Annotated in this window: 21 protein-coding genes and 1 riboswitch; of the genes, 18 read left to right on the top strand and 3 right to left on the bottom strand. The window is 69.1% G+C overall.

Features of this window, described 5'->3' with window-relative positions; genetic code table 11:
* The first annotated feature begins 66 nt into the window (after positions 1-66).
* From ON37_RS13005 to ON37_RS12975, 7 genes are all read left to right on the top strand, one after another.
* Positions 67-753 (top strand): rhomboid-like protein, encoded by a 687-nt coding sequence (locus ON37_RS13005; RefSeq protein ID WP_040719347.1) that lies wholly within the window; start codon positions 67-69, stop codon positions 751-753.
* Positions 754-844: 91 nt separating this feature from the next.
* A riboswitch (SAM riboswitch) is annotated at positions 845-935 on the top strand.
* Entirely contained in the window at positions 929-1,525 is a 597-nt protein-coding gene (locus ON37_RS13000) for a GNAT family N-acetyltransferase (RefSeq protein WP_083892956.1), read from the top strand. It overlaps the preceding riboswitch by 7 nt.
* On the top strand, positions 1,522-2,601 hold the full coding sequence (locus tag ON37_RS12995; protein WP_040719345.1) for an LLM class flavin-dependent oxidoreductase: 1,080 nt from the start codon (positions 1,522-1,524) through the stop codon (positions 2,599-2,601). The genes ON37_RS13000 and ON37_RS12995 overlap by 4 nt, the downstream gene beginning before the upstream one ends.
* A complete protein-coding gene (locus ON37_RS12990; RefSeq protein WP_040719344.1) occupies positions 2,598-4,205 on the top strand; it encodes an ABC transporter substrate-binding protein in 1,608 nt (535 codons plus the stop codon). The genes ON37_RS12995 and ON37_RS12990 overlap by 4 nt, the downstream gene beginning before the upstream one ends.
* A 5-nt stretch (positions 4,206-4,210) precedes the next feature.
* Entirely contained in the window at positions 4,211-5,167 is a 957-nt protein-coding gene (locus tag ON37_RS12985) for an ABC transporter permease (RefSeq protein WP_040719444.1), read from the top strand.
* Positions 5,160-6,035, top strand: a complete 876-nt coding sequence (locus ON37_RS12980) for an ABC transporter permease (protein ID WP_083892947.1) — start codon at positions 5,160-5,162, stop codon at positions 6,033-6,035. Before ON37_RS12985 ends, ON37_RS12980 begins: the two co-directional genes overlap by 8 nt.
* A 138-nt stretch (positions 6,036-6,173) precedes the next feature.
* The gene (locus ON37_RS12975) at positions 6,174-7,787 is read left to right on the top strand and encodes a dipeptide ABC transporter ATP-binding protein (RefSeq protein WP_040719342.1); all 1,614 of its coding nucleotides are present in this window, start codon (positions 6,174-6,176) and stop codon (positions 7,785-7,787) included.
* Position 7,788: 1 nt separating this feature from the next.
* Here the strand turns inward: ON37_RS12975 and ON37_RS12970 are convergent, their stop codons facing one another.
* Complete coding sequence (locus tag ON37_RS12970) at positions 7,789-8,868, bottom strand: ABC-2 transporter permease (protein WP_051031530.1); 1,080 nt, start codon at positions 8,866-8,868, stop codon at positions 7,789-7,791.
* A 266-nt stretch (positions 8,869-9,134) separates the two neighbouring features.
* Here ON37_RS12970 and ON37_RS12965 point away from each other — a divergent pair, with 266 nt between their 5' ends.
* From ON37_RS12965 to ON37_RS12950, 4 genes are read left to right on the top strand one after another with little or no spacing between them, the layout of a single operon-like run.
* Positions 9,135-10,217, top strand: coding sequence for an LLM class flavin-dependent oxidoreductase (locus tag ON37_RS12965; protein WP_040719340.1), 1,083 nt, complete (start codon positions 9,135-9,137; stop codon positions 10,215-10,217).
* A 2-nt stretch (positions 10,218-10,219) separates the two neighbouring features.
* On the top strand, positions 10,220-11,584 hold the full coding sequence (locus tag ON37_RS12960) for an NtaA/DmoA family FMN-dependent monooxygenase (protein ID WP_040719339.1): 1,365 nt from the start codon (positions 10,220-10,222) through the stop codon (positions 11,582-11,584).
* Entirely contained in the window at positions 11,581-12,405 is an 825-nt protein-coding gene (locus ON37_RS12955) for a DUF1684 domain-containing protein (protein ID WP_040719338.1), read from the top strand. Before ON37_RS12960 ends, ON37_RS12955 begins: the two co-directional genes overlap by 4 nt.
* Positions 12,402-13,535, top strand: coding sequence for an LLM class flavin-dependent oxidoreductase (locus tag ON37_RS12950; protein WP_040719336.1), 1,134 nt, complete (start codon positions 12,402-12,404; stop codon positions 13,533-13,535). Before ON37_RS12955 ends, ON37_RS12950 begins: the two co-directional genes overlap by 4 nt.
* Before the next feature lie 118 nt (positions 13,536-13,653).
* Here the strand turns inward: ON37_RS12950 and ON37_RS12945 are convergent, their stop codons facing one another.
* Positions 13,654-14,025 (bottom strand): SMI1/KNR4 family protein, encoded by a 372-nt coding sequence (locus ON37_RS12945; RefSeq protein ID WP_051031529.1) that lies wholly within the window; start codon positions 14,023-14,025, stop codon positions 13,654-13,656.
* A gap of 292 nt (positions 14,026-14,317) precedes the next feature.
* Complete coding sequence (locus ON37_RS12940; RefSeq protein ID WP_040719335.1) at positions 14,318-14,896, bottom strand: TetR/AcrR family transcriptional regulator; 579 nt, start codon at positions 14,894-14,896, stop codon at positions 14,318-14,320.
* Between the two features lie 476 nt (positions 14,897-15,372).
* Between ON37_RS12940 and ON37_RS12935 the strand changes: the two genes are divergently transcribed.
* The 7 genes from ON37_RS12935 to ON37_RS12905 all read left to right on the top strand — a co-directional run bounded on the left by ON37_RS12935 (position 15,373) and on the right by ON37_RS12905 (position 22,355).
* Complete coding sequence (locus tag ON37_RS12935) at positions 15,373-16,350, top strand: terpene synthase family protein (protein WP_157171447.1); 978 nt, start codon at positions 15,373-15,375, stop codon at positions 16,348-16,350.
* A 143-nt stretch (positions 16,351-16,493) separates the two neighbouring features.
* Positions 16,494-17,627, top strand: coding sequence for a polyprenyl synthetase family protein (locus ON37_RS12930; protein WP_083892946.1), 1,134 nt, complete (start codon positions 16,494-16,496; stop codon positions 17,625-17,627).
* 15 nt (positions 17,628-17,642) lie between these two features.
* On the top strand, positions 17,643-18,323 hold the full coding sequence (locus ON37_RS12925; protein WP_040719334.1) for a TetR/AcrR family transcriptional regulator: 681 nt from the start codon (positions 17,643-17,645) through the stop codon (positions 18,321-18,323).
* 140 nt (positions 18,324-18,463) lie between these two features.
* On the top strand, positions 18,464-19,282 hold the full coding sequence (locus ON37_RS12920) for an SDR family oxidoreductase (RefSeq protein ID WP_040719333.1): 819 nt from the start codon (positions 18,464-18,466) through the stop codon (positions 19,280-19,282).
* Positions 19,283-19,316: 34 nt separating this feature from the next.
* Positions 19,317-20,540, top strand: a complete 1,224-nt coding sequence (locus ON37_RS12915) for an acyl-CoA dehydrogenase family protein (RefSeq protein WP_040719331.1) — start codon at positions 19,317-19,319, stop codon at positions 20,538-20,540.
* A 1-nt stretch (position 20,541) separates the two neighbouring features.
* Positions 20,542-21,312 carry an SDR family oxidoreductase gene (locus ON37_RS12910; RefSeq protein ID WP_040719330.1) on the top strand — a complete coding sequence of 257 codons (771 nt, stop codon included), beginning with the start codon at positions 20,542-20,544 and terminating at the stop codon, positions 21,310-21,312.
* Between the two features lie 17 nt (positions 21,313-21,329).
* The gene (locus tag ON37_RS12905; RefSeq protein ID WP_174362100.1) at positions 21,330-22,355 is read left to right on the top strand and encodes a phosphotransferase family protein; all 1,026 of its coding nucleotides are present in this window, start codon (positions 21,330-21,332) and stop codon (positions 22,353-22,355) included.
* The last annotated feature ends 36 nt before the right edge of the window (positions 22,356-22,391 follow it).

The following is a 22,391-nucleotide window of genomic DNA, read 5'->3' as shown; positions in this document are numbered from 1 at the left end:
TGATTGCGGTGCGGCAGCGGGGGCTCATAGTGAAGCGATCGTCGCGACCCGTCGAGGAAGGTGACCATGCCCAGCCGAGAGCGCACCCGGTGGCGGACCGCTGCGGCCGCGGTCGCCGACTACATCCGGCGCGCGCCCGGCACCTACATCTGGCTGGCCGTGCTGCTGGCGTCGACGCTCGTCATCCGGCACCTGTCCCCCGATCAGGCCGAGACCCTGCTGGGCAACCGCTCGACCAATCTGCATCATCTGCGCGAGGATCCGGTGCACGTGCTGATCGCCAGCGCCTTCTGGCTCGCCGGCGGCGGCTGGTTCGGGTACGCGGTCAGCTACACCGTCTTCCACGCCCAGGCCGAACGCTGGCTCGGAACGCTGCGCTGGCTGGCGGTGGTGGTGATCGCGCACGTCGGCGCGACCTACCTCAGCGAGGGCGTGCTGTATTGGGCCATTCGACACGGGCACGCACCCGAATCCGCGGTGAACACCCTGGACTACGGTGTCAGCTACGCGTTGGCCGGGGTTGTCGCGGTGCTGGTGTACCGGATCGCGACGCCGTGGCGGTACGGGTATCTGCTCGGGGTGCTCGTCTTCTACGCGATTCCGGTATTCACGAGCCGAACCTTCACCGACATAGGGCATTTCAGTGCGGTACTGCTCGGGCTGGCCTGTTACCCGCTGACCCTCGGGCGGCCGGGAGTGTGGGATCCGGAACCGGTGGTACGTGGCATCGCCGGGTCGGTGCGACACCGGTAATCACAGTCTTCGACAGCCACCCCGGCAAGGGTTCGATTCAGCGCGATCGAGAGTGCTGACCGCGCACCGGAATTCCCATACCGTGACGTTTCGCCCATCCAGAGCGATCGAGAGACCCGGCTCGACGACATCGCAGCAACCCCCCGCGTGGATGTGGGTGCTACCGCCGGGACCGATGGAGGAATACATGGTGCGCAACGTCTTTCACGTTCGCCAGACCGATCCGATGGCCGCGCCGCTGCTGGCCGAATTGGCCATCGAATACGCCGGCCGCTACGGCGGCAGCGTCGGCGAGGTGCACGCGGAGCTGGTGAACCACCCGGCCGACGAATTCGCGCCGCCGCACGGTGATCTGCTGGTGGTCGTCGAGGACGGCGAACCGGTGGCCGGCGGCGCTTTCCGCCGCTACGACGAACACACCGCGGAGCTGAAACGCATCTGGACCGCGCGCGAGCATCGTCGCCGCGGCCTGGCGACGGTGGTGCTCGGTGAACTCGAGGCCGAGGCGCTGCGGCGCGGCTACCGGCGCATCTTCCTGACCACCGGTCCGCGACAGCCCGAGGCGGTCGCGCTCTACCTGTCGGCGGGATACACCCCGCTGGAGCGGACGATCGCGCACCCGTCCGGGTTGCTCGCGCATCCGTTCGAGAAGTATCCGACCTACCCGGCCGAGGTCACGCGGCGCCGTAACCGGTTCGGCCGCACCGCCGGATACACCCCGTTACGGTCCGGCTACAGCGCGCGCCCCGAGATCGGTGCTGTGCCCGCATGAAATTCCTGCTGCTGACGCTGATCACCCACCAGCCCGACCCGGTGACCGGCGTCCTCGAATCACCCGCGCAACGTCTGGGGCGCGTCGTCGACAGTGCCCGGCTGGCCGAGACGCTCGGCTACGACGGGTTCGCGGTCGGAGAACGCCACGAAGACCCGTTCCTGTCGGCCGCGCCGCCGGTCGTGCTCAGCCATATCGCGGCGCTGACCTCACGGATCGCGTTGTTCACGGGGGTCACCACGTTGAGCCTGCTCGATCCCGTGCGGGCCGCGGAAGACTATGCGACGCTGGACAATCTGTCGGGCGGCCGTCTCGAACTCATCGTCGGCAAGGGCAACGGCGCGGCGCAGGCGAAGCTGTTCCACGTCACCACCGAGGACCAGTGGGACCGCAATCGCGAGGGTTACGAACTGTTCCGGCAGCTGTGGCGCAGCGACGACGTCACCTGGAACGGCCGGTTCCGGCCGTCGCTGTCCGGCGCCAAGACGCTGCCCCGGCCACTGCAGCCGGAACTGCGGATCTGGCACGGCAGCGCCACCAGCCGCGAGTCCGTGGAATTGGCCGCGCGCCACGGTGATCCACTGTTCTCGGCGAATGTGACCTATCCGATCGACCCGTACGCCGAATTGGTCGATCACTACCGCGAGCGCTGGGCGGCGCACGGCCACGACCCCGCCGACGCGCTGGTCGGCGCCGGGACGGCGGGGTTCTACGTCGCCCGTGATTCCCGCATCGCGCTCGACACCTATCGCCCGATCTTCGAGGCCCGCCGTGCCGCCGCCCGGAAATTCGGTGTGCCGGAGGTCTTCACGTCGGTGGAGGACTTCGTCGAACGCAGTTCGGCGGTCGTCGGGAGCCCGCAGCAGGTGCTCGACAAGCTCGGGCGCTATCACGCGCGGCTGGGCCACGAGGTCATCCACCTCGGCGCCGACGGCGACGGGCTCACCGATAAGCAGCACCGGGAAAGCCTCGAGTTGTTCCAGGCCGAGGTGGCGCCGGAGCTGCGCCGAACCGTTCCCAGCCGTCCGATCGGCGCCGACCGCTACCGTATCGATCCACCCGGAGCCACCGAATGAAACGAATCCTCTCGCCGGCGCTCGCGGTCACCGTGACGCTGGCGATCGCCGCCTGCTCGAACACCTCCGGTGGTGGCGGCGACGCCGGGCCTCCGCAGCCGGGCGGCACCCTGCGCTACGGTCTGTCGCAGGCGCCGACCTGCTCGGACCCGGCCCAGGCCGGCACCAACCAAACCCTGTACGTGACACGCCAGATCGTGGATTCGCTCACCGACCAGGACCCCGCGAGCGGGGAGATCAAGCCGTGGCTGGCGACGTCCTGGCAGGTGAGCCCGGACGCGAAGACCTTCACCTTCCATCTGCGGCCCGACGTCACGTTCAGCGACGGCACGCCGCTGACCGCCACCTCGGTGCAGAAGAACTTCGACGCCGTCGTGCACACCCTCACCGCGGCGAAAGCCCCACTGGGCGCGAGCTATCTGTCCGGATACGCGGGCACCACGGTGGTCGATCCACTCACCGCCGAGGTTCGATTCGACGCGCCGAACGCCCAGTTCCTGCAGGCTTCCTCGACCCCGCAGCTGGGCATCCTCGCCGACGCGACCACCGCGAAACCGGCCGAGCAGCGTTGCCTCGGCGACAATATCGGCAGCGGACCGTTCGTCTACGCCGGATATCGCCAGGATGCCTCCGCCACACTGGTCAAGCGTCCCGGATATCGGTGGGGTTCGGCGGTGTTCGGGCATTCCGGTGAGGCGTACCTGGATCGGATCGAATTCACGGTCGTCCCCGAGGCCGGCGTACGGACCGGCAGCCTGTCGTCGAATCAGCTCGACGCCGTCAGTGACGCGCTGCCCCAGGATGTTCCGCAACTCGAGGCCGCGGGCGCCACGGTGCAGTTCGATTCGAACCCCGGCGTTCCGTTCGGGCTGCAGCCGAATGTGAGCCGCGCACCGCTGTCGGATTCCGCCGTGCGCCAGGCCCTGCTGCACGGAATCGACCGCCGGCAGCTGGTGGACACCGTACTGGGGCCGCAGTTCCGGCCCGCCACCGGGCCGCTGGCCTCGAAAACCCCAGGCTACGTGGACCTTTCGAAATCGATAGCCTACGACCCCGACCAGGCGCGCCGCATACTGGACCAGGCCGGATGGGTGCCCGGTGGCGACGGGATCCGGGTCAAGGACGGGCGGCGGCTGTCGTTCGGTGTGCTGTTCGGTGCGCAGTTCGCCGCGAATCAGGCGACCTTGGAGCTGGTGCAGCAGCAATTGCGCAAGATCGGGGTGGATATCCGGCTGGAACTGACGCCCGTCGCCGAGTACACCGCGCGGCAGAACTCGGGTGACTTCGACGCCACCTACTTCAACACCACCCGCGCCGACGGCGACATCCTGCGCACCACGTTCGGCCGCGGTCAGCGAAACCTCAACCAGCGCGGACCGATTCCGGCGCTGGACCAGGCGCTCGCCGACGAGCTGTCGACCACCGACCCGGCGGCCAGGGCGGGGATCATCGGGCAGGCGCAGCGATCGGTGATCGAGAACGGGCTGTGGGTGCCGACCATCGAATTGTCGCAGGCGATCGGGGTGTCCGGCGCGGTGCACGATCTGAAGTTCGAGGCCTCGGCGCGCCTGCAGTTCTACGACACCTGGTTGAGCAAGCGATGAATTCGATGACCCGGTATGTGATCGTGCGCGTGCTGCAGGCCGTCGGGGTGCTGTGGGCGGCGTTCACCATCTCCTTCGCCGTGCTGTTCCTGCTGCCGTCGGATCCGGTGCAGCTGGCCGTCGACGCGGATCCGGGCGTGCCTCCCGATCCGGCCGCGATCGCGGAACTGAAGGCCAGATACGGGCTGGACCGCTCGGTGCCGGAACAGTATTGGACCGCACTCACCCACGCGGTCCGCGGTGATCTCGGCCGCTCCCTGAACACCGGGCAAACCGTCACCGGCGCGCTGGCGCAGTCGATTCCCTCGACCCTGGCACTGGCCGGTCTGGCGCTGCTGCTGGCGATCGTCGTCGGCGCCGCACTGGCCGTGGCCGCGTCCTACACCCGGCGGCCGTGGTTGCGGAATCTGCTGACGGCGCTGCCGCCGATCGGCGCGGCGATGCCCACGTTCTGGGTGGGACTGCTTCTGCTGCAACTGTTCTCGTTCCGGTTGCGATTGGTGCCGGCCTTCGGCGGCACCGGATTCAGCGGCACGATCCTGCCCGCGATCACGCTGGCCGTGCCGGTCGGCGCGGTCATCGCGCAGGTGTTCTACAGCGGTCTGGCTGCCACCTGGCGGCAGCCGTTCGTGGATGTGGCCTTCGCCAAGGGTGCCTCGCGGCTGTGGGTGCAGTGGCGGCACGTGCTGCGCGCGGCGGCCGGACCCGCGCTGACCGTCGCGGGACTGTGGGTCGGCACGGTGCTGGCCGGTTCGGTGGTCGTCGAAACCGTATTCTCGCGCGGTGGACTGGGCCGGCTCACCCAGAACGCGGTGTTGCATCAAGACATTCCGGTGGTGCAGGGGATCGTGTTGATCGCCGCGCTGGCCTTCGTGGTGGTGAATCTGGCGGTGGATCTGGTCTACCCGCTGCTCGATCCGCGGGTCGCCGTCGCTCGCGAGAAAGTGGGCGCTCATGTCTGACACCCTGCTCATCGCGCCACCCGCGTCCGTCCGGATTACCGGAGTGCGGCGGGCGCTGCCGCCGAAACGCCTGCGTGCCACCGCCGGACTGGTGGTGTCGGTCCTCGTGTTGATCGTGGTCCTCGGCTGGGCGGTCGCACCGTCGCTGCTCGCCGGGGACGATCCGCGAGCGGGAGTGCCGGCGGAGAAATTCCGCGGGCCCGGCCTGCACCACTGGTTCGGCACCGACAATCTCGGTCGCGACCTGTACACCAGGGTCGCGCACGGGGCGGCTTTGACATTGACCGCGACCGTGTGTGCCGTGCTGCTGGGGCTGGTGGTCGGTTCGGCGATCGGTCTCGTCTCCGGCACGCTCGGCGGCGCCGTCGATGCCGTCGTCATGCGCGGAATCGATGTGCTGCTGGCGATCCCGGAACTACTGTCGGCACTGGTGCTCATCACCGTGCTCGGGCTGGGTACCCGGAATGTGGCCATCGCGGTCGGGGTGGCGCTGATCGCCCGGTTCGCCCGGGTGATGCGCGCGGAGGTGCTGCGGGTCCGCCGCGCGCCCTATGTGGAGGCGGCGTTCGCGTCCGGGGTGCGCTGGCACACCGTGCTGCTGCGCCACATCCTGCGCACCGCTTACGCGCCGGTCGCCGCGCTGGCCGCGGTGGAATTCGGTGTCGCGGTCCTGGCGATCTCCTCGCTGAGCTTCCTCGGCTACGGGGCCGCGCCACCCACCCCGGAATGGGGTTCGCTGATCTCGGAGGGCCGCAACTATCTCGTGCTCGCCTGGTGGATGACCACCCTGCCCGGCCTGGTGATCGTCGCGGTGGTGCTCGCCGCCCAGCGCATCGGCCGCGCGATCGGGAACCAGGAGGACCGATGAGACACACTCGCGCAGCTTCTCGTCGGTCCGACCGGGTGCGGGTGTCCCGCAAGACACAGGAGGACCGATGAGACACACTGGCGCAGCTTCTCGTCGGTCCGACCGGGTGCGGGTGCCCCGCAGGACACAGGAGGACCGATGAGCGACGAGACCTTGTTGCGGGTCGATGATCTGCACGTTCGCTACGGCCGCACGGCGGTGGACGCCGTCTCCGGTGCGACGCTCGAGATCCGGCGTGGGGAGACCGTGGCGCTGGTCGGCGAGTCGGGGTCGGGAAAGTCCACCCTCGCCCATGCCGTCATCGGCCTGCTGCCCGATACAGCGGAGATATCCGGCGGCGGGATCGTTTTCGACGGCCGCCGGCTCGACACCGCATCCGAGCGCACCCTGCGTGGGCTTCGGGGTGCGCGCATCGGGCTCGTCCCGCAGGATCCCGGGACGTCGCTGAATCCGGTGCAGCGCATCGGCGATCAGGTGGCGGAGGTGTTGCGCATCCACCGCCGCGCGGATCGTCGGACAGCTCGGCTGGAGGCGGTGCGGTTGCTCACCGAGGCGGGCCTGGACCGGCCGGAGGTGCGGGCGCGGCAGTATCCGCAGGATCTGTCCGGCGGGCAGCGCCAGCGGGTGCTGATCGCGATCGCGCTGGCTTGCGAACCCGAACTGGTGATCGCCGACGAACCGACCAGCGCCCTGGACGTCACCGTGCAGCGTCGCATCCTCGATCACCTCGCCGAGCGCACCGCGCAACTCGGCACCGCGGTCCTGCTGATCACCCACGATCTGGCGGTGGCCGCGGACCGGGCCGATCGGATCGTGGTGATGCGCCACGGCCGGGTCGTCGAAACCGGAACCACCACAGCAGTTCTCACCGATCCGCAGCACGAATACACCGCCGAGCTGCTCGCCGCCGCGCCCAGCGCCGAGACACCGGCGCGCCGAACGCGCCCGCGTGCCGAACGCCCGCTGCTGGTGGCGACCGGTCTGCGCAAGAGTTTCCGGATCGCGCGGGGCGTGCGCGCGGATGCGGTCGACGACGTGTCGCTGGATCTCGATCGCGGCGAAACGCTTGCCCTGGTCGGCGAATCCGGGTCCGGCAAGACCACCACCGCTCGCATCCTGGCGCGGCTGTCGGCGCCCGATGCGGGCAGCATTCGCTTCGACGGCCGCGATGTCGCGGGTCTACGTGGTGCCGGGCTGCGGGAATTCCGCCGACGCGTCCAGGTGGTGTACCAGAATCCGTACACGTCGCTGAATCCGACATTGAGTGTCGCGACGATCGTGGGAGAACCGTTGCAAGCCTTCGGGATCGGTGATCGCCGCGAACGCCGTGCCCGGGTCGCCGAACTGCTCGATCAGGTCGCCCTGCCGGCCGAGGTGGCGGACCGGCGGCCGGAGCGGCTGTCGGGCGGCCAGCGCCAGCGTGTCGCGATCGCGCGGGCGCTGGCGCTGCGGCCGGAGGTGCTGGTCCTGGACGAACCGGTGTCGGCGCTCGATGTCGGGGTGCAGGCGCAGATCCTGGCGCTGCTGGAGCGACTGCGCGACGAGCTCGAGCTGAGCTATCTGTTCATCTCCCACGATCTGGCCGTGGTGCGTCGCATCAGTGACCGGGTCGCGGTGATGCGGCAGGGCCGGATCGTCGAAACGGCGCCCACAGCAACGCTGTTCGATGATCCTCAGCACGAATACACGCGGGAGTTGCTGGCCGCGGTGCCGGGCGGGTTCGCGCGGCCGGTGATCGAACAGTCCGCCTGAACTATCGATCCGAGTCGGGCGCGTCCTCGGGGTCGCCCGCATCGCCGCGCCGGTCCCGCCACACCCAGAACACCGCGGACGCGACCAGCGCCCACCCGGCGAGCACCAGATACGGGAAGATGTGCTGGTGGCCGGCGAAATACACCGCGGTGTGCTGGGCGTTCACCGAAGCGCCCGGAGGTAGCCAGCGGCCGATCGTGCCGAGTACGGACGGCAGCAGCGGCCACGATACCGCGCCGCCGGAGGACGGGTTGCCCAGCAGCACCATCACACCCCAGGTCGGGATCATCGCCCAGCGCCCGAACAGCGCGTTGAACATCGAGAAGATCATGCCCGAAGTGAACATCGTGAACGCCAGAATTCCCCACGACTGCGGGAACGGCAGCGTCAGCGCGCCCAGCCACCAGTCCACCACGGCGGAGATCGCGAACCCGCCCAGGGTCGCGTAGGCGACGGTGAACCCGATCCGCTGCGCCGCGTTCAACGCCCCGGCGTGCACGCCGAGCTGGATGGCGCCGACGAAGCCGATGATCACCGCCGCCAGGGTGATGTAGAAGATCGCCAAGCCGCGCGGATCACCCGGCTGGAGCGGGTTGATATCGGTCACCGCGATCGGTATCCGGGTCCGGCGGCTCGCCTCACCGGCCGCGGTGGTGACCACCTGGGCCACCGACGAACCGGAGGCACCCGACACATCGACCGGGATCCGCGCGTCGGTGCGCAGGTCCAGGATCGCGAACACCCGCTGCGATTCGACGGCTTCGCGCGCCGCCGCCGGGGTGTCGTAGTGCAGCGGATGTAACGAGCCGTTCAGCGCCTGATTCATCGTGTCGAGGAAGCGCTGGTCGGCTGCCGGTACCGCGGCACCCGCGTCGACGACCGCGACGGGGATCCGGTGCGGTGTCGGATTGGCGAGGATGTAGGTGTAGGAGCCGGCGAACAGTCCGGCCGCGATAGCCAGAATGAACACCAGCACCGTTGCCGGCAGATACGGCGAGTGCCGGAACCGATGCCAGCGGCCGCGCCATCCGGTCGGGGCCACCGGCGCCGCCGCCGGGGTGTTCCGCTCGTTGTCGGACATGCCGCCACCTTAGAAGCCCGCAGGCCAGGAAATCCGGAAGCGGCCGGGTACGGGCGGTCCCGCGCATCGGGACTGTCCCGGAGGCTTCGGCTCCGCGGCGATCGCGGCGGCCGCAAGAATAGAATTCACCGCGATCGAGAGTGCTGACGCCGCAGGCGATTTCTCATAGTTTGAGCTTGCGCCCATCCGGCGATCGCGGGAGATCTCCGCTTCCCGTGAACCGCGATTCGGCGGTGTCTTCCTGTCGATCGAAAGGACGCCCTCGCATGTCGTCGTTCCCGCCTCTGCTCGGGGTGGAATTGTCCGGCACGGGTATCCACCCGGCGTCGTGGCGGCGGGCCGACTCCCGCGCCGAAGAGTTGTTCACCGCCGGCTACTGGCTCGACGCCATCACCGCCGCCGACCGGGCCGGCCTCGACTTCGTCTTCCTCCCGGACACCTTCGGCGTGGACGCGAGCGGGTACGGACCGCTCGACGCGGTCGCGGTCGCCGCCCGGGCGGCCGCCGCGACGCGGGCCATCGGCCTGATCCCGCAGGCGACGGTCACGCATACCGAACCGTTCCACGTGTCCAAGGCGATCGCCGCCCTCGATTACGCCACCGACGGCCGGGCGGGCTGGGAGGTCGCGGTCTCGGCCGACCCCGACCAGACGAAACTGTTCGGCCGCAAACAACCGCAGGACGACACCTCGTTGTGGCACGAGGCCGACGAGGCGATCGAGGTGGTGACCCGGCTGTGGGACAGCTGGGAGGACGACGCCGAGATCCGGGACATCGCGACCGGCCGCTTCATCGACCGCGACCGATTGCACTACATCGATTTCGAGGGCGAGAACTTCTCCGTCAAGGGCCCCTCGATCACGCCCCGCCCGCCGCAGGGGCAGCCGCCGATCGCGGTGCGCGCGGCGTCGGCGGCGAGCACCCGCCTCGCGGTCCACCGGGCCGATCTGATCCGGATCGGTGCCGCCGACCTCGACGAGGCCGCCGCGCTGCGGTCTCGGCTGCGCTCCGCGGTCGCCGCGGCCGGGCGAAGGCCCGACGAGGTCCGGATCCTGCTCGACGTGGAGGTGCATCTGGCCGCGACCGAGGACCGGGCCCACGCCGAACTCGAGCAGTTGGACGCCTGGGGCCCGGCGGTCCCGCCCGCGTCCGTGCGCCACCTCGGCACCGCCGACGGGCTGCGCGCGCTGCTCGACCGGACCCAGCGGGCGTGCGCCGCCGACGGTCTGGTGTTGCGGCCGCTGGCGGTGCCCGCGTTCGGCGCCGCGCTGGTCCGGCCGGCGCGCAGCCTGCGCGCTCGGATCGGTCTGACCCGTCCCGCCAACCGCTACGCACTCGCCCGAGGATGAGGATGCCGAAACAACAGGTACGCAAGCAGATTCACCTGGCCGCGCATTTTCCGGGGGTGAACAACACCACGGTGTGGAGCGTGCCGGAATCGGGCAGCCAGATCGAGTTCGACTCCTTCGTCCACCTGGCCCGCACCGCCGAGCGCGGGCTGTTCGACTTCTTCTTCCTCGCCGAGGGGCTGCGGCTGCGCGAACACCGCGGCCGGATCTTCGACCTCGACGTGGTCGGCCGCCCCGACACCTTCACCGTGCTCAACGCGCTCGCCGGGGTGACGACGCATCTGGGCCTGGCGGGCACGATCAACACCACGTTCAACGAGCCCTTCGAACTCGCACGGCAATTCGCGAGTTTGGACCACCTCTCGGGTGGGCGGGCCGCCTGGAACGCGGTCACCTCGTCCGACGCGTTCACCGGTGAGAATTTCCGGCGCGGCGGCTACCTGGACCACTCGCAACGCTATGTGCGCGCGGCGGAAGTGGTCGACGCGACCCGCGCGATCTGGGACAGTCGCGCCGGCGGGGCGCCGGTCGTCGACCGCGAACGCGGGGTGTTCGGCGGCCCGGCGCCCCGATTCCGTTATCGCGGAACGCAATTCGATATCGACGGCGGCTACGGGTTACCGGCGAGCCCGCAGGGATATCCGGTACAGATCCAGGCCGGTGACTCCGAGGAGGGCCGGGAATTCGCCGCCGCCAAGGCCGATGCGATCTTCAGCCGCCACGGCGAGCTCGAGGACGGACGCCGGTTCTATACCGACATCAAAACCCGGCTCGCGAAGTACGGCCGCAGCCGCGACGATCTGAAGATCCTGCCCGCCGCGACCTTCGTCCTCGGTGACAGCGCCGCCGACGCCGAGGAGCGAGCGCGCGAGATCCGGCTGCAGCAGGTTGGTCCGCAGACGGCCATCGCCTTCCTCGAACAGGTCTGGGGCCGCGACCTTTCCGGCTACGACCCCGACGGCCCGCTGCCCGAGATCGATCCGGTCGACAACGCGAACATCACCCGCGGCCGGGTCCGCCACGCCAAGGACCCCAGGGCGGTGGCCGAGGCCTGGCGGGAGAAGGCCGCCGCGGAGAACCTGAGCATCCGCGAACTGATCATCGAGGTGACCGCGCGCCAACAGTTCGTGGGAACTCCGGCGCAGGTCGCCGCCGAGATCGACCGGTACGTGCAGTCCGATGCCGCCGACGGCTTCGTCCTCGTACCGCATCTCACCCCGCACGGCCTCGACGAATTCGTCGACAAGGTCGTTCCGGAACTGCAGGACCTGGGCAGTTTCCGGACCGAGTACACCGGTGTGACCCTGCGTGAACATCTGGGGCTGCGCCACCCACATCGCGGCAGCGAAGGAGTGCGAGCGTCATGACCGTGATCAGCACCGAAGGAGCCGGCCCCGGCGCCGAATTCGACACCGAATGGCGGGCCTGGCGGGCCGAACGGGACCGGTGGGCGCGGGCGCCGCTCGGGTGGCTGAGCCTTACGGGACTGCAGTGGCTCACCGACCACGACGTCGTACTCGAGGCGGTGCCGGGCCGCTGGCGCGTCGCCGGCGAGACGGTCGTGGTGTCCGACGGCGCCGAGTTGACCCTCGACGGTCGCCCCCTGGGCGACCGAACGGTCCTCACGCCGGGCGAAGGCGCCGCGGGTATCGAAGTGCGGCACGGCGAACGGCTGCTGGAGGTCATCCGTCGCAGCGGCCGCTACGCCGTGCGGGTCCACGATCCGGCCGCACCGGGCCTCGCCACATTCGCCGGGATCCCAGCCTATCCCGCCCAGCCGCGATGGGTGATCATCGGGCGCTTCACACCGTTCGACACCGACCGCACCGTCGTCACCGGCGCGGTGGTCGACGGACTCGAACATCACCATCGTGCGCCGGGCACGATCGCCTTCCGACTCGGCGGCACCGAGCACCGGCTGATCGCCTTCGGCGATCCGGAATCCGGTCTGCGCGTGCTCTTCTCCGATGCCACGGCCGGCGTGACGACCTATCCGGGAGCGCGACTGCTGCCGGTGGGCACCCCGGCCACCGACGGCAGCGTCGTGCTGGACTTCAACCGCGCGCAGAATCTGCCCTGCGCGTTCACCGATTACGCGACCTGCCCGCTGGCGCCGGCCGAGAACCGCCTTCCGGTCGCCGTCGAGGCGGGCGAGCAGGATCCGCGGGGCGGGAGGACCGCAGCATGACCGTGCCGTTGTCCGTTCTGGACCTGTCACCGATCAGCACCGGTTCCACCGCGCAGCAGGCGTTGCGCAACACGGTCGATCTGGCCCGGCACGCGGAAGCGTGGGGATATCGCCGATTCTGGGTGGCCGAACACCATTTCGTCGCCGTGGCCTCGTCCGCGCCGACGACCCTGATCGCGCTGATCGCCGCCGCCACCGACACCATCCGGGTGGGTTCGGCGGCCGTGCAGGTCGGTCACCACACCTCGGCGGCCGTGGTCGAGGCGTTCGGCACCATCGACGCGCTCTACCCGGGCCGGCTCGATCTCGGGCTGGGGCGATCGGCACATCGCGTCGCCGAGGTGCGGTCGGCCGGAGTGCGTCCGGTGCCGGCGCCGGATCGGCCGACCCGCGTGCGCGACGGGGTGGTCATTCCCCCGCCGTTCACTCCGGGGCGTCTGCTCGACACCGCGCGGCTGGCGGCGAGTTTCGAGGCGCTGCAACTGCCGGGTACCCAGCCCCTGGACTACGCCCGGCAGGTGGGTGAGATCCGTGATCTGCTGGCCGGCACCTATCGCAGCTCGGAAGGTATTGCGCTGCATGCGGTTCCGGGTGAGGGCGCCGATGTGCAGCTGTGGCTTTTCGGTAGTTCGGGCGGTGAGAGCGCCCAGCTCGCCGGGCGGCTGGGCCTGCCGTTCGCCGCCAACTATCACGTCTCCCCCGGCACCATCGTGGAGACCGTCGAGGCCTACCGCGCCGCGTTCCGGCCCTCGGCTCGGTATCCACGGCCGTATCTGGTGGTGTCGGCCGATGTGGTGGTCGCCGCCGACGACGCAACCGCCGCTCACCTGGCCTCCACCTACGGCCACTGGGTCTACAGCATCCGCAGCGGCGCCGGCGCGGCCGAATATCTGGATCCCGACACCGCGCCCCCGCTGACGGAAACCCAGCAGCGGCTGGTGCACGACCGGGTCACCACCCAGTTCGTGGGTTCCCCGGCCACGGTGGCCGAACGGTTGTCCGCCCTGCAACAACTGACCGGCGCGGACGAATTGGTCGTCACCAGCGTCACGCACCGCCACGAGGACCGGTTGCGCTCGCACGAACTGCTGGCTGCGCAGTGGGGTCTGCAGAAGGCCCGGGCCGCCTAGACGGGGGCAGGGACGCATCGCGGCGCCTCGGGCGCTTCTCCTCTGCACCCTGCCGACGTGCGATCGGCGCTCGCGGCCGGAGGTTCTGCGACCGCGAGCGAGGAGGCCGCTCGGATCACTACTCCCAGGGGTCGCGGCCCGCGTCGTATGCAGCTGTTCCACCCCAGATGAGCAGGTCCTCCAACCGATATCGGCCGCGGTCGGCGAGGGCCAACCGGTTCACCACATCGTCGCCGAGCGCGCTCCCCGACAGCCTCGAGACTTTCGAGAGCTGAGACTCGGCCGGCGAGACAGCGGGGGTGAGGACACCGACTACATCTTCGATCCCGCCGCCGCCGAAGGCCGCGATGAAGGCCCGGTAATCGGCGGGGAAAGAGGTCCCGTAGACCTGCTCGGCTGCACCCCAGTCGATGAAGTCCCCGCACGTGGGCCCGAAACAAGACAGCACTCGTGTGAGATCGGCCGAAGTGGCGGGCTGGTCCTCGCTCATTCTCCGGTCCACATCGGGTCGGTCTCGGTCTTGCTCATGTTCTGGCATCGTTCCGTCTCGTTCGTCGTACTCTGTCGGCTTGGCTCGGCGAATGCTATGGCACCGCTACGACACATTCGTCGAACCCGAAACGAGGGAGCCGGCTTGCGCCAGAAGGCTCTCCAGGTCCATACGTACGCCGGTGGGGGCCGGCCCGGTGTCGCTGAGACTTGGTCGATCACGTGACGCTGGATGGTGGGGAGGTCGCGCCGAGGCTTCCAACTCTGCGGATGAGCTCCCCTGGACCGTCGCCTCAGTCGGTCGCGGGTATCGCTCGCTCGACGATCGTGCGCACCAGCTCGGCGGCGCGTTGTTCGTCGAAAATGCCTGGGAGCGTGAGGCGTTCGAGGATGAGCCAGTTCAGGGCGAGGTAGAGCAGGACGACGGCGTCGGCGTCGCCGGGTAGCTGCGATTCGCGATAGTTGGCGATATTGAAATCCAGGTCCGCGCGCACCCGCTCGGTGAGCAGCGCCTGGAGTTCCGGGCGGCGGGTGGCTTCCAGTCGTAGTTCGAGGAGCGCGAGATAGCCGGTGCGGAAGTGGAAGACGCGGTCGACCACCTCGGTCATGAGCTCGGTCATGCTCTCGCGGGTTTGCGGTCCCCGTGACTTGGCCATGGCCTCCTCGCTGGGGATCAGTCGCTCGTAATAGCGGTTCCCGACCTGCACCAGCAGGGCGTCCCGATTGGGGAAATAGTTGGAGGCCGTGCCGGCGGGCACACCCGCCTCCTGATCGACTGCCCGGAAGGTCAGTCCTCGGGCGCCGTCTCTGGCCAGGACCTCGATCGAGGCATCCAGCAGGGCTTGCCGGCGTTCCGGATTCGTCCGCACCACTTGAGCCACTCCATCTGTAGTACTACGGTTCAGATCACTTCGAGCAGAGTACTACACCTGAGGCGGTAACGTGGCAATGCCGACCCGCGTGATCATCGTGGGCGGTGGGCCGACCCCTCCGATGCTCGCCGTCGAGTTGCGCCGCACCGCTCGGGGCAGAGGCGGGCCTCGGGTCCGCATTGTACACCTGCTTCGGCGCTTCCGGGTGGGCATCGCTCGTCGACCGCCTTCGTGACCGGCTTTCCGGGGTGCCGGCGACGAGCAGACGGCCGGCGGGCACCGCTCCGACGTCGTGAGACGCTTCGCCGCACGGCAATTCGTCGACCGGCGCGGTGGTCCGGCGACGCCTGGAGTAACGCCGTCGGGCCGGTTGCCGACAGGACACCGAGCGGTGTCCCGGACTGCCCGGTAATCGCAAAGCGAATGCCCGGAATGCCGCCTTCACGCTAAACTGCTTGGGAGATAGGCGGTTTCGAATGGATGACACTGAGTTCTACATGCCGTTCGATTCGGAGGGGGTCAATCCCGCCGAATCGGCGGCCGAGCAGGCCATGTGGGCCTGGCTCGAGCGTTACGACCTCGTTCCCTCGGGGCCGACCCGGCGGCGGGTGCACCGCACACGGCCGGCTCGGATGTACGCGCTGTGGTGTCCGTATGCCGATGTGAACGCGCTGGGGTTGCTGAGCCGATTCACCGCGTGGGCCTTCATCGTCGACGATCAGTTCGATATCGAAAGACCCGATCCGGCGCGCACATTGGCCACCATCACCGCACTGGAGGAGGTGTTCGAGCCCGAGGCCGCACCGGCGGGTGTCCTCGCCGTAGCCTTCGCCGATCTGTGGACCGACCTGTGCGCCGGGCGGTCGAGCCAGTGGCGGCACGCGGTGCGGACCGAGATCTCGGCGTGGTTGTGGACCTACTACACCGAGAGCATCGGCCGGCTCACCGGCCACTACCCCGATCTGGACGACTACCGCGCCCACCGGCGAGATTCGGTGGCGCTGTATGTATTTCTCGATATCAGCGAGATCGCCGAGGGAGTCGATCCGGGTTCGGCCGCACGGGGACTGCCGGCCCTGCGCCGACTACGGGAAGCGGCGGTCGAGCATATGGGTCTGTTCAACGACATCCTGTCCGTCGACTCCGACGAAGCCTCCGACTATCTGTACAACTCGGTGCTCCTCGCCGAGCGGCAGGGTCGCACCCGGGCGCAGGCGATCGAACTGGTCGACGACATGCTCACCCGGTGCGTGCGTCGGATGCTGACGGCGATCGACCAGCTTCCGGCCGAACTCGACGCCGCCGGCCTGTCCGGACGCGAGCGCAGCGATATCCTCACCACCGCAACCAATTACACTCGATACGTCCGAGCCAATTTCGACTATCACTATCAGGCCGCGCGGTACACCAGTGCGCCGCGCGAGGCGCTCGAACACGGTGCGCCGCTGACCTGAGGTCCGAACCCGCGGCCGTTGCGCAAACGCAATCCGGCGGACATCCCCGGGCGCGGGTTCCGATGCGACGATGAATGTTCACGCACCGTCGACCGCGACGCGGAGCGGCCGCGGCGGCGGTGTCCGAGCGAGCGGGGCCGGCAATGCGATCTTCGAAACCCACTACTTATCAACGGCCCCAATATCTTCCGGCCGTCGAACGCAAGGATTGCGGGCTCCCCCGCGATGCCGCTCGCCGCAGTCGCCCGGCCGGGGAGGCGTCACCCGGCAGCCGCTCCGCAGCTGCCCTGCTCGCGGATGCGCGGACGGCCATCACCCCGGTACTGCGGGCGGCCGTCGCGACCCTGGGCCATCCGCTGGACCGGATGGCGGGCTACCACTTCGGTTGGTGCGATACCGAGGGCAACCTGCGCGCCGGCGCTCACGGAAAGGGATTGCGCCCGGCCCTGACCTTGGCCGCGGCCGCCGCCTGCGGCGCACCGCCCGCCGACGCGGTCCACGCCGGCGCCGCGGTCGAACTGCTGCACAACTTCACACTGGTGCACGACGACGTGATGGATGCCGACCCACTGCGCCACGGCCGCCCGACGGTATGGCGGGTCTGGGGCGTCACCAACGCGACCCTGCTCGGAGATGCGTTGCAGGCGTTGGCTTTCGCCGTCCTCTCCGACGGTGGGGTGCCGGAGCCGGTGGGCGCCGCGGCGGTGATCCGGCTGGCCCGCACCACCGCGACCCTGTGTCACGGTCAATATCAGGACTGCGATTTCGAGACCCGCCCCGCGGTGAGTGTCGAAGATTATCTGGCCATGGCGGCGGGCAAAACCGCTGTCCTACTGGGTTGTTCGTGCGCGTTGGGCGCCCTGTGCGCGGGCGCCGACTCGCGCACGGTGGCCGCCTTCAACACCTTCGGCCGCAATCTGGGCCTGGCCTTCCAACTGGTCGACGACGCGATCGGCATCTGGGGCGATCCCACCGTCACCGGCAAGCCGGGCCTGAGCGACCTGCGCGCCAAGAAACGGTCGTTTCCCGTCGTCTGCGCCCTGACCTCCGGGACCCCCGCCGGGTCCGAACTCGCCCGCCGCTACCGGGATCCGCGGCCGCTCTCGCAGGCCGATGCGGAATACGCCGCCGAACTGGTCGCGGCCGCCGGTGGTCGAGAGCAGACCCAGCAGCGCGCCGACCGGGCCCTGCGCGCCGCCCTCGACAGCTTGCCCGACGAACTGGGCTGCGAGGATCTGCTCACGCTGGCGCATGTGGTCGTCCAGCGCAATCGGTGAGCTATAACTTTCTGCATGGCACAGTCCGAGGAGCACCGCGGCGGTACGGATGGCGCGCCGTCGATGGCGCGGACCTCGCTGCTGCGCGAACTGCCGACCACCGAACGCGGCCTGCGCACGCGGGCGGCCCTGATCGCGGCCGCCCGCCGGGTCTTCGAAACCAACGGTTACCTGGACACCCGGCTGGTCGACATCACCACGGCCGCGAACTGCTCCTCGGGCACCTTCTACACCTACTTCTCCAGTAAGGAGGAGATCTTCGCCGCCGTACTCGAGATCGCCCAGGAGGACATGCTGCATCCTGGTATGCCGCATGTTCCCGAAGCCGACGATCCGGCCGCGGTCGTAGCCGCGAGCAACCGCGCCTACTTCGAGGCGTATCAGCGCAACGCCAAGTTGATGGCCCTGCTCGAGCAGGTCGCCAATATCGACCCGGAGTTCCGGGTGCTGCGCCAGCGCCGCGCCGAGGCCTTCATCGACCGGAATGCCCGCAGCATCGAGTCGCTGCAACGCCGTGGGCTGGCCGATCCGGAGCTGGACCCGCTGCTGGCGTCGCGCGCGCTCTCGGGCATGGTCAGCCGGCTGGCGTTCGGGCATTTCGTCGGCGGTGACGACGACGGCGTCGACATCGACGCGCTGACCTTCACCGCGACCCGGCTGTGGGTGAACGCCTTGCGGATCCCGCCGAAGGCCTGACCGCCTCCCCCGTTTTCGCCCTGCGGCTCTCCTCGGACTGCTACAACAGCGAGGTGGCGTCGAACACACACCCTGAATTGAAGTTGACGTCAACCTCAATTACGGTGAGGTGACAGCTCGGACGCAGACAGGGGTACGCAGTGCAGGTTGCGGAGAAAGTGGCCATCGTGACCGGAGGCGGCGGCGGGATCGGCGGGGCGCTCGCCGCCCGGCTCACCGCCGCCGGCGCACGGGTCGTGGTCGCCGATATCGACGAGTCCGCCGCGAAGACCGTCGCGGACGCGGTGGCCGCCGACCATCCCGGCGCCTGCGTGAGCGCCGGCGCCGACGTCAGCGATCCCGACGCGATCGCGGGCCTGATTTCGTTGGCCGAGAACACCTTCGGCCCGGTCGACCTGTACTTCGCCAATGCCGGAATCGCCGGCGCCGTCGGCCTCGACGTGACCGAGGCGGACTGGGACCGCTCCTTCGACGTCAATGTGCGCGCCCATATCCGGGCCGCCACGCAGTTGATCCCCACGTGGCTCGAGCGGGGCGAAGGCTATTTCGTGAGTACCGCCTCGGCGGCAGGTCTGCTCACCCAGATCGGATCGGCCACCTATTCGGTCACCAAGCATGCCGCGGTCGGCTTCGCCGAATGGCTGTCGGTCACCTACGGGGACCGCGGAATTCGCGTCAGCTGCCTGTGCCCGATGGGCGTCGACACCCCGCTGCTGTACGCCGGGCGCGACTCCGGCGACCGGCTGGGCGAAGCATCCACCCGCGCGGTGACCGATGCCGGGGAGGTACTCGAACCGGCCGAGGTCGCCGACATCGTCCTCGACGCCATCGAGGCCGAGCGGTTCTTGATCCTGCCGCATCCGAACGTGCTCGACATGTACCGGCGCAAGGGCTCCGACTACGACCGCTGGCTGGCCGGCATGCGGCGGTACCAGCGCAGCCTGTTCGACCAGAACTGACCCCCAGATTTCACCGACGATCAGGAGATCGCAGATGTCGATGTTCGACCTATCCGAGCGGGCCGAGAAATACCGCGGTCAGCTGCTCGAGTTCATGGATTCCCATATCTACCCGGCCGAGGCCGTCTACGACGAGCAGATGCGCGCCGCCGGCGATCCGCACTTCCAGCCCCCCATCCTCGAGGAACTCAAGGCCGAGGCGCAGCGCCGCGGGCTGTGGAATCTGTTCCACCCCTATCCGGAATGGGGTCCGGGCCTGACCAACCTCGAATACGCGCCGCTGGCCGAGATCATGGGCCGCAGCCACCTCGCGCCGGAGGCCTGCAACTGCAACGCCCCCGACACCGGGAACATGGAGGTGCTCACGCTCTTCGGCACCGACGAGCACAAGGAGAAGTACCTGAAGCCGCTGCTGGCGGGCACGATCCGGTCCGCGTTCGCGATGACCGAACCCGCGGTCGCCAGCTCCGACGCCACCAACATCGAACTGTCGATGGTCCGCGACGGCGACGAATACGTTCTCAACGGCCGGAAATGGTTCGCCTCCAACGCCCTGCACCCGCACTGCAAGGTGCTGATCGTGATGGGTAAGACCGATCCGGAGGCCGCGCCGCACCGGCAACAGTCGATGATGGTCGTCCCGATCGACGCTCCCGGCATCACTGTGCTGCGCGGACTCCCGGTATTCGGCTATCAGGACCGCGAAGGCCACGCCGAAATCGACTTCGACAACGTCCGGGTGCCGGTGAAGGACGTGCTGAAGGGTGAGGGTGAGGGATTCGCGATCAGCCAGGCCCGCCTCGGACCCGGCCGCATCCATCACTGCATGCGCGCCATCGGAATGGCCGAGCGCGCATTGGAATTGATGTGCCGCCGGGCGAGTTCGCGCATCACCTTCGGTAAGCCGGTCGCCGCCAACGCCAATATCCAGGATTGGATCGCCGAGGCGCGCATCGATATCGAGATGATCCGGCTGCTCACGCTCAAGGCCGCCTATCTGATGGACACCGTCGGCAACAAGGAAGCGCGCACCGAGATCGCGGCGATCAAGGTGGCGGCGCCCAATATCGCGCTGAAGATCGTCGACCGCGCCATCCAGGTGCACGGCGGCGCCGGTGTCACCGACGACTTCCCGCTGGCGATGGCGTGGGCGCATCTGCGCACCCTGCGATTGGCCGACGGGCCCGACGAGGTACACAAGCGGACCATCGCCCGCCAGGAACTGCGCCGGTATCGAGACGAAAAGGCGGGCAACTGATATGGCGCATTTCGATCTGACCGGCCGCACCGCCGTCGTGACCGGCGCCTCGCGGGGCATCGGGCTCGCCACCGCGCAGGCGCTGGCCGCGGCCGGAGCCAATGTGGTGCTGACCTCGCGGGATCAGGGCTCGGCCGATGCGGCGGCGGCCCAGGTGCAGGGCAATGCGCTGGGTATCGCCGCCCATGCGGTCGACGAGCAGGCCGCCCGCGCGTGTATCGACCGCACGCTCGAGCGGTTCGGCAGCGTCGACATCCTGGTCAACAACGCCGGCACCAATCCCGCCTTCGGCCCCGTGATCAAACAGGACCATGCGCGCTTCGCGAAGATCTTCGACGTGAACCTGTGGGCGCCGATCCTGTGGTCCGCCCTGGCGACCGAGGCCTGGATGGGCGCGCACGGCGGCGCGATCGTCAACACCGCATCGATCGGCGGAATGGGATTCGAGGCGAATCTGGGTCTCTACAATGCGTCCAAGGCCGCACTGATCCATCTGACCAAACAGATGGCGCTGGAGTTGTCGCCGACCGTGCGCGTGAACGCGGTCGCGCCCGGTGTCGTGCGCACCAAATTGGCCGAGGCGCTGTGGCGCGAACACGAGGGCGCGGTGGCCGGCGCCACCGCACTGGACCGGATCGGCGAACCGGAGGATGTCGCCGCGGCCGTCGCCTTCCTGGCTTCCGATGCCGCGCGATGGATCACCGGTGAGGTGATGGTGATCGACGGCGGGCAGCGGCTCGGTCACCCCGCGGCGTTCCGGACGGGCCGGTGACCGGGCCCGTCGGCGACGTGGTGGTGACCGGCATCGACACCGACGCGGCGGCTCGCTGGATCGACGGACTCGGGCTGGAGCGCAGCGGCGATCTGGTTTTCAGCCGGATCGGGTTGGGACAGTCCAATCTCACCTATCTGGTGCGTGACGACGCCGGACATCGCTGGGTGCTGCGCCGGCCGCCGCTGGGCCGGTTGCTGGCCTCGGCTCACGATGTCGTGCGGGAGGCGCGCATCATGTCGGCGCTGGCCGGAACCGATGTGCCGGTCCCCCGAATCCCGTCGGTCGCCACCGAATCCGAGGTCTGCGATGCGCCGGTCGTGCTGATGGAATTCGTCGACGGCGAGGTCGTCGACACCATGCAAGTCGCGCACTCCCTCACCCCGCAGCGCCGCTACGCCATCGCCGAATCGCTCACCGCCACCCTCGCCCGCATTCACGCCGTCGACCTCGACGCGGTGGGCCTGGCGGATCTGGCCAGCCACAAGCCCTATGCGCAGCGACAGCTGAAGCGATGGTCGCGGCAGTGGGAACAATCCAGAACCCGGGAGCTGCCGGAACTCGACGACCTCACCCGCCGCCTCGCCGCAGCGATTCCGCCGCAGCACGAGACGACCCTGGTGCACGGCGACTTCCATCTGCGCAACGTGATCACCGACCGGCAAACCGGCGCGGTGGTGGCCGCCCTGGACTGGGAACTGTCCACGCTGGGAGATCCGTTGGCGGACATGGGAAGTCTGCTCGCCTACTGGGTCGAGCCCGGCGAGGACATCGGAGGAGATTTCCCGGCCTCGGCGTTACCCGGCTTCCCGAACCGGGCCGATATGGCGGCCGCCTATCTCGACGCGACCGGCCGCGACCGCGACGCGCTGACGTTCTGGCATGTGCTGGGTCTGTGGAAGCTGGCCATCATCGCCGAGGGTGTAATGCGCCGCGCGGCCGATACCCCGGGCAACAAGGCGGCCGCCGGAACGCCGACGGTCGAACGGATCGACGCCGTCGTCGCCATGGCTCGCGACCTCGCCGCGGCAGCGGGTATCTAGCTCACAGCCGCGACAGCGGGCATCTAGCTCGCAGCC

This window comes from Nocardia veterana NBRC 100344 (genome assembly GCF_000308855.1).
GTDB lineage: Bacteria > Actinomycetota > Actinomycetes > Mycobacteriales > Mycobacteriaceae > Nocardia > Nocardia veterana.
Note: the sequence above shows the minus strand (reverse complement) of the source record. Positions and strands in the feature narration are given on the sequence as shown.

Excerpts from the sequence above, each read along its gene's own strand:
- ON37_RS12930 (WP_083892946.1), top strand. The coding sequence starts at position 16,494 with ATGCGATCTTCGAAACCCACTACTTATCAACGGCCCCAATATCTTCCG.
- ON37_RS12970 (WP_051031530.1), bottom strand. The coding sequence starts at position 8,868 with ATGTCCGACAACGAGCGGAACACCCCGGCGGCGGCGCCGGTGGCCCCG.
- ON37_RS12995 (WP_040719345.1), top strand. The coding sequence starts at position 1,522 with ATGAAATTCCTGCTGCTGACGCTGATCACCCACCAGCCCGACCCGGTG.
- ON37_RS12910 (WP_040719330.1), top strand. The coding sequence starts at position 20,542 with ATGGCGCATTTCGATCTGACCGGCCGCACCGCCGTCGTGACCGGCGCC.
- ON37_RS12950 (WP_040719336.1), top strand. The coding sequence starts at position 12,402 with ATGACCGTGCCGTTGTCCGTTCTGGACCTGTCACCGATCAGCACCGGT.
- ON37_RS12915 (WP_040719331.1), top strand. The coding sequence starts at position 19,317 with ATGTCGATGTTCGACCTATCCGAGCGGGCCGAGAAATACCGCGGTCAG.
- ON37_RS12935 (WP_157171447.1), top strand. The coding sequence starts at position 15,373 with ATGGATGACACTGAGTTCTACATGCCGTTCGATTCGGAGGGGGTCAAT.
- ON37_RS12965 (WP_040719340.1), top strand. The coding sequence starts at position 9,135 with ATGTCGTCGTTCCCGCCTCTGCTCGGGGTGGAATTGTCCGGCACGGGT.
- ON37_RS12985 (WP_040719444.1), top strand. The coding sequence starts at position 4,211 with ATGACCCGGTATGTGATCGTGCGCGTGCTGCAGGCCGTCGGGGTGCTG.
- ON37_RS12990 (WP_040719344.1), top strand. The coding sequence starts at position 2,598 with ATGAAACGAATCCTCTCGCCGGCGCTCGCGGTCACCGTGACGCTGGCG.
- ON37_RS13005 (WP_040719347.1), top strand. The coding sequence starts at position 67 with ATGCCCAGCCGAGAGCGCACCCGGTGGCGGACCGCTGCGGCCGCGGTC.
- ON37_RS13000 (WP_083892956.1), top strand. The coding sequence starts at position 929 with ATGGAGGAATACATGGTGCGCAACGTCTTTCACGTTCGCCAGACCGAT.
- ON37_RS12945 (WP_051031529.1), bottom strand. The coding sequence starts at position 14,025 with ATGAGCGAGGACCAGCCCGCCACTTCGGCCGATCTCACACGAGTGCTG.
- ON37_RS12925 (WP_040719334.1), top strand. The coding sequence starts at position 17,643 with ATGGCACAGTCCGAGGAGCACCGCGGCGGTACGGATGGCGCGCCGTCG.
- ON37_RS12975 (WP_040719342.1), top strand. The coding sequence starts at position 6,174 with ATGAGCGACGAGACCTTGTTGCGGGTCGATGATCTGCACGTTCGCTAC.
- ON37_RS12960 (WP_040719339.1), top strand. The coding sequence starts at position 10,220 with ATGCCGAAACAACAGGTACGCAAGCAGATTCACCTGGCCGCGCATTTT.
- ON37_RS12980 (WP_083892947.1), top strand. The coding sequence starts at position 5,160 with ATGTCTGACACCCTGCTCATCGCGCCACCCGCGTCCGTCCGGATTACC.
- ON37_RS12955 (WP_040719338.1), top strand. The coding sequence starts at position 11,581 with ATGACCGTGATCAGCACCGAAGGAGCCGGCCCCGGCGCCGAATTCGAC.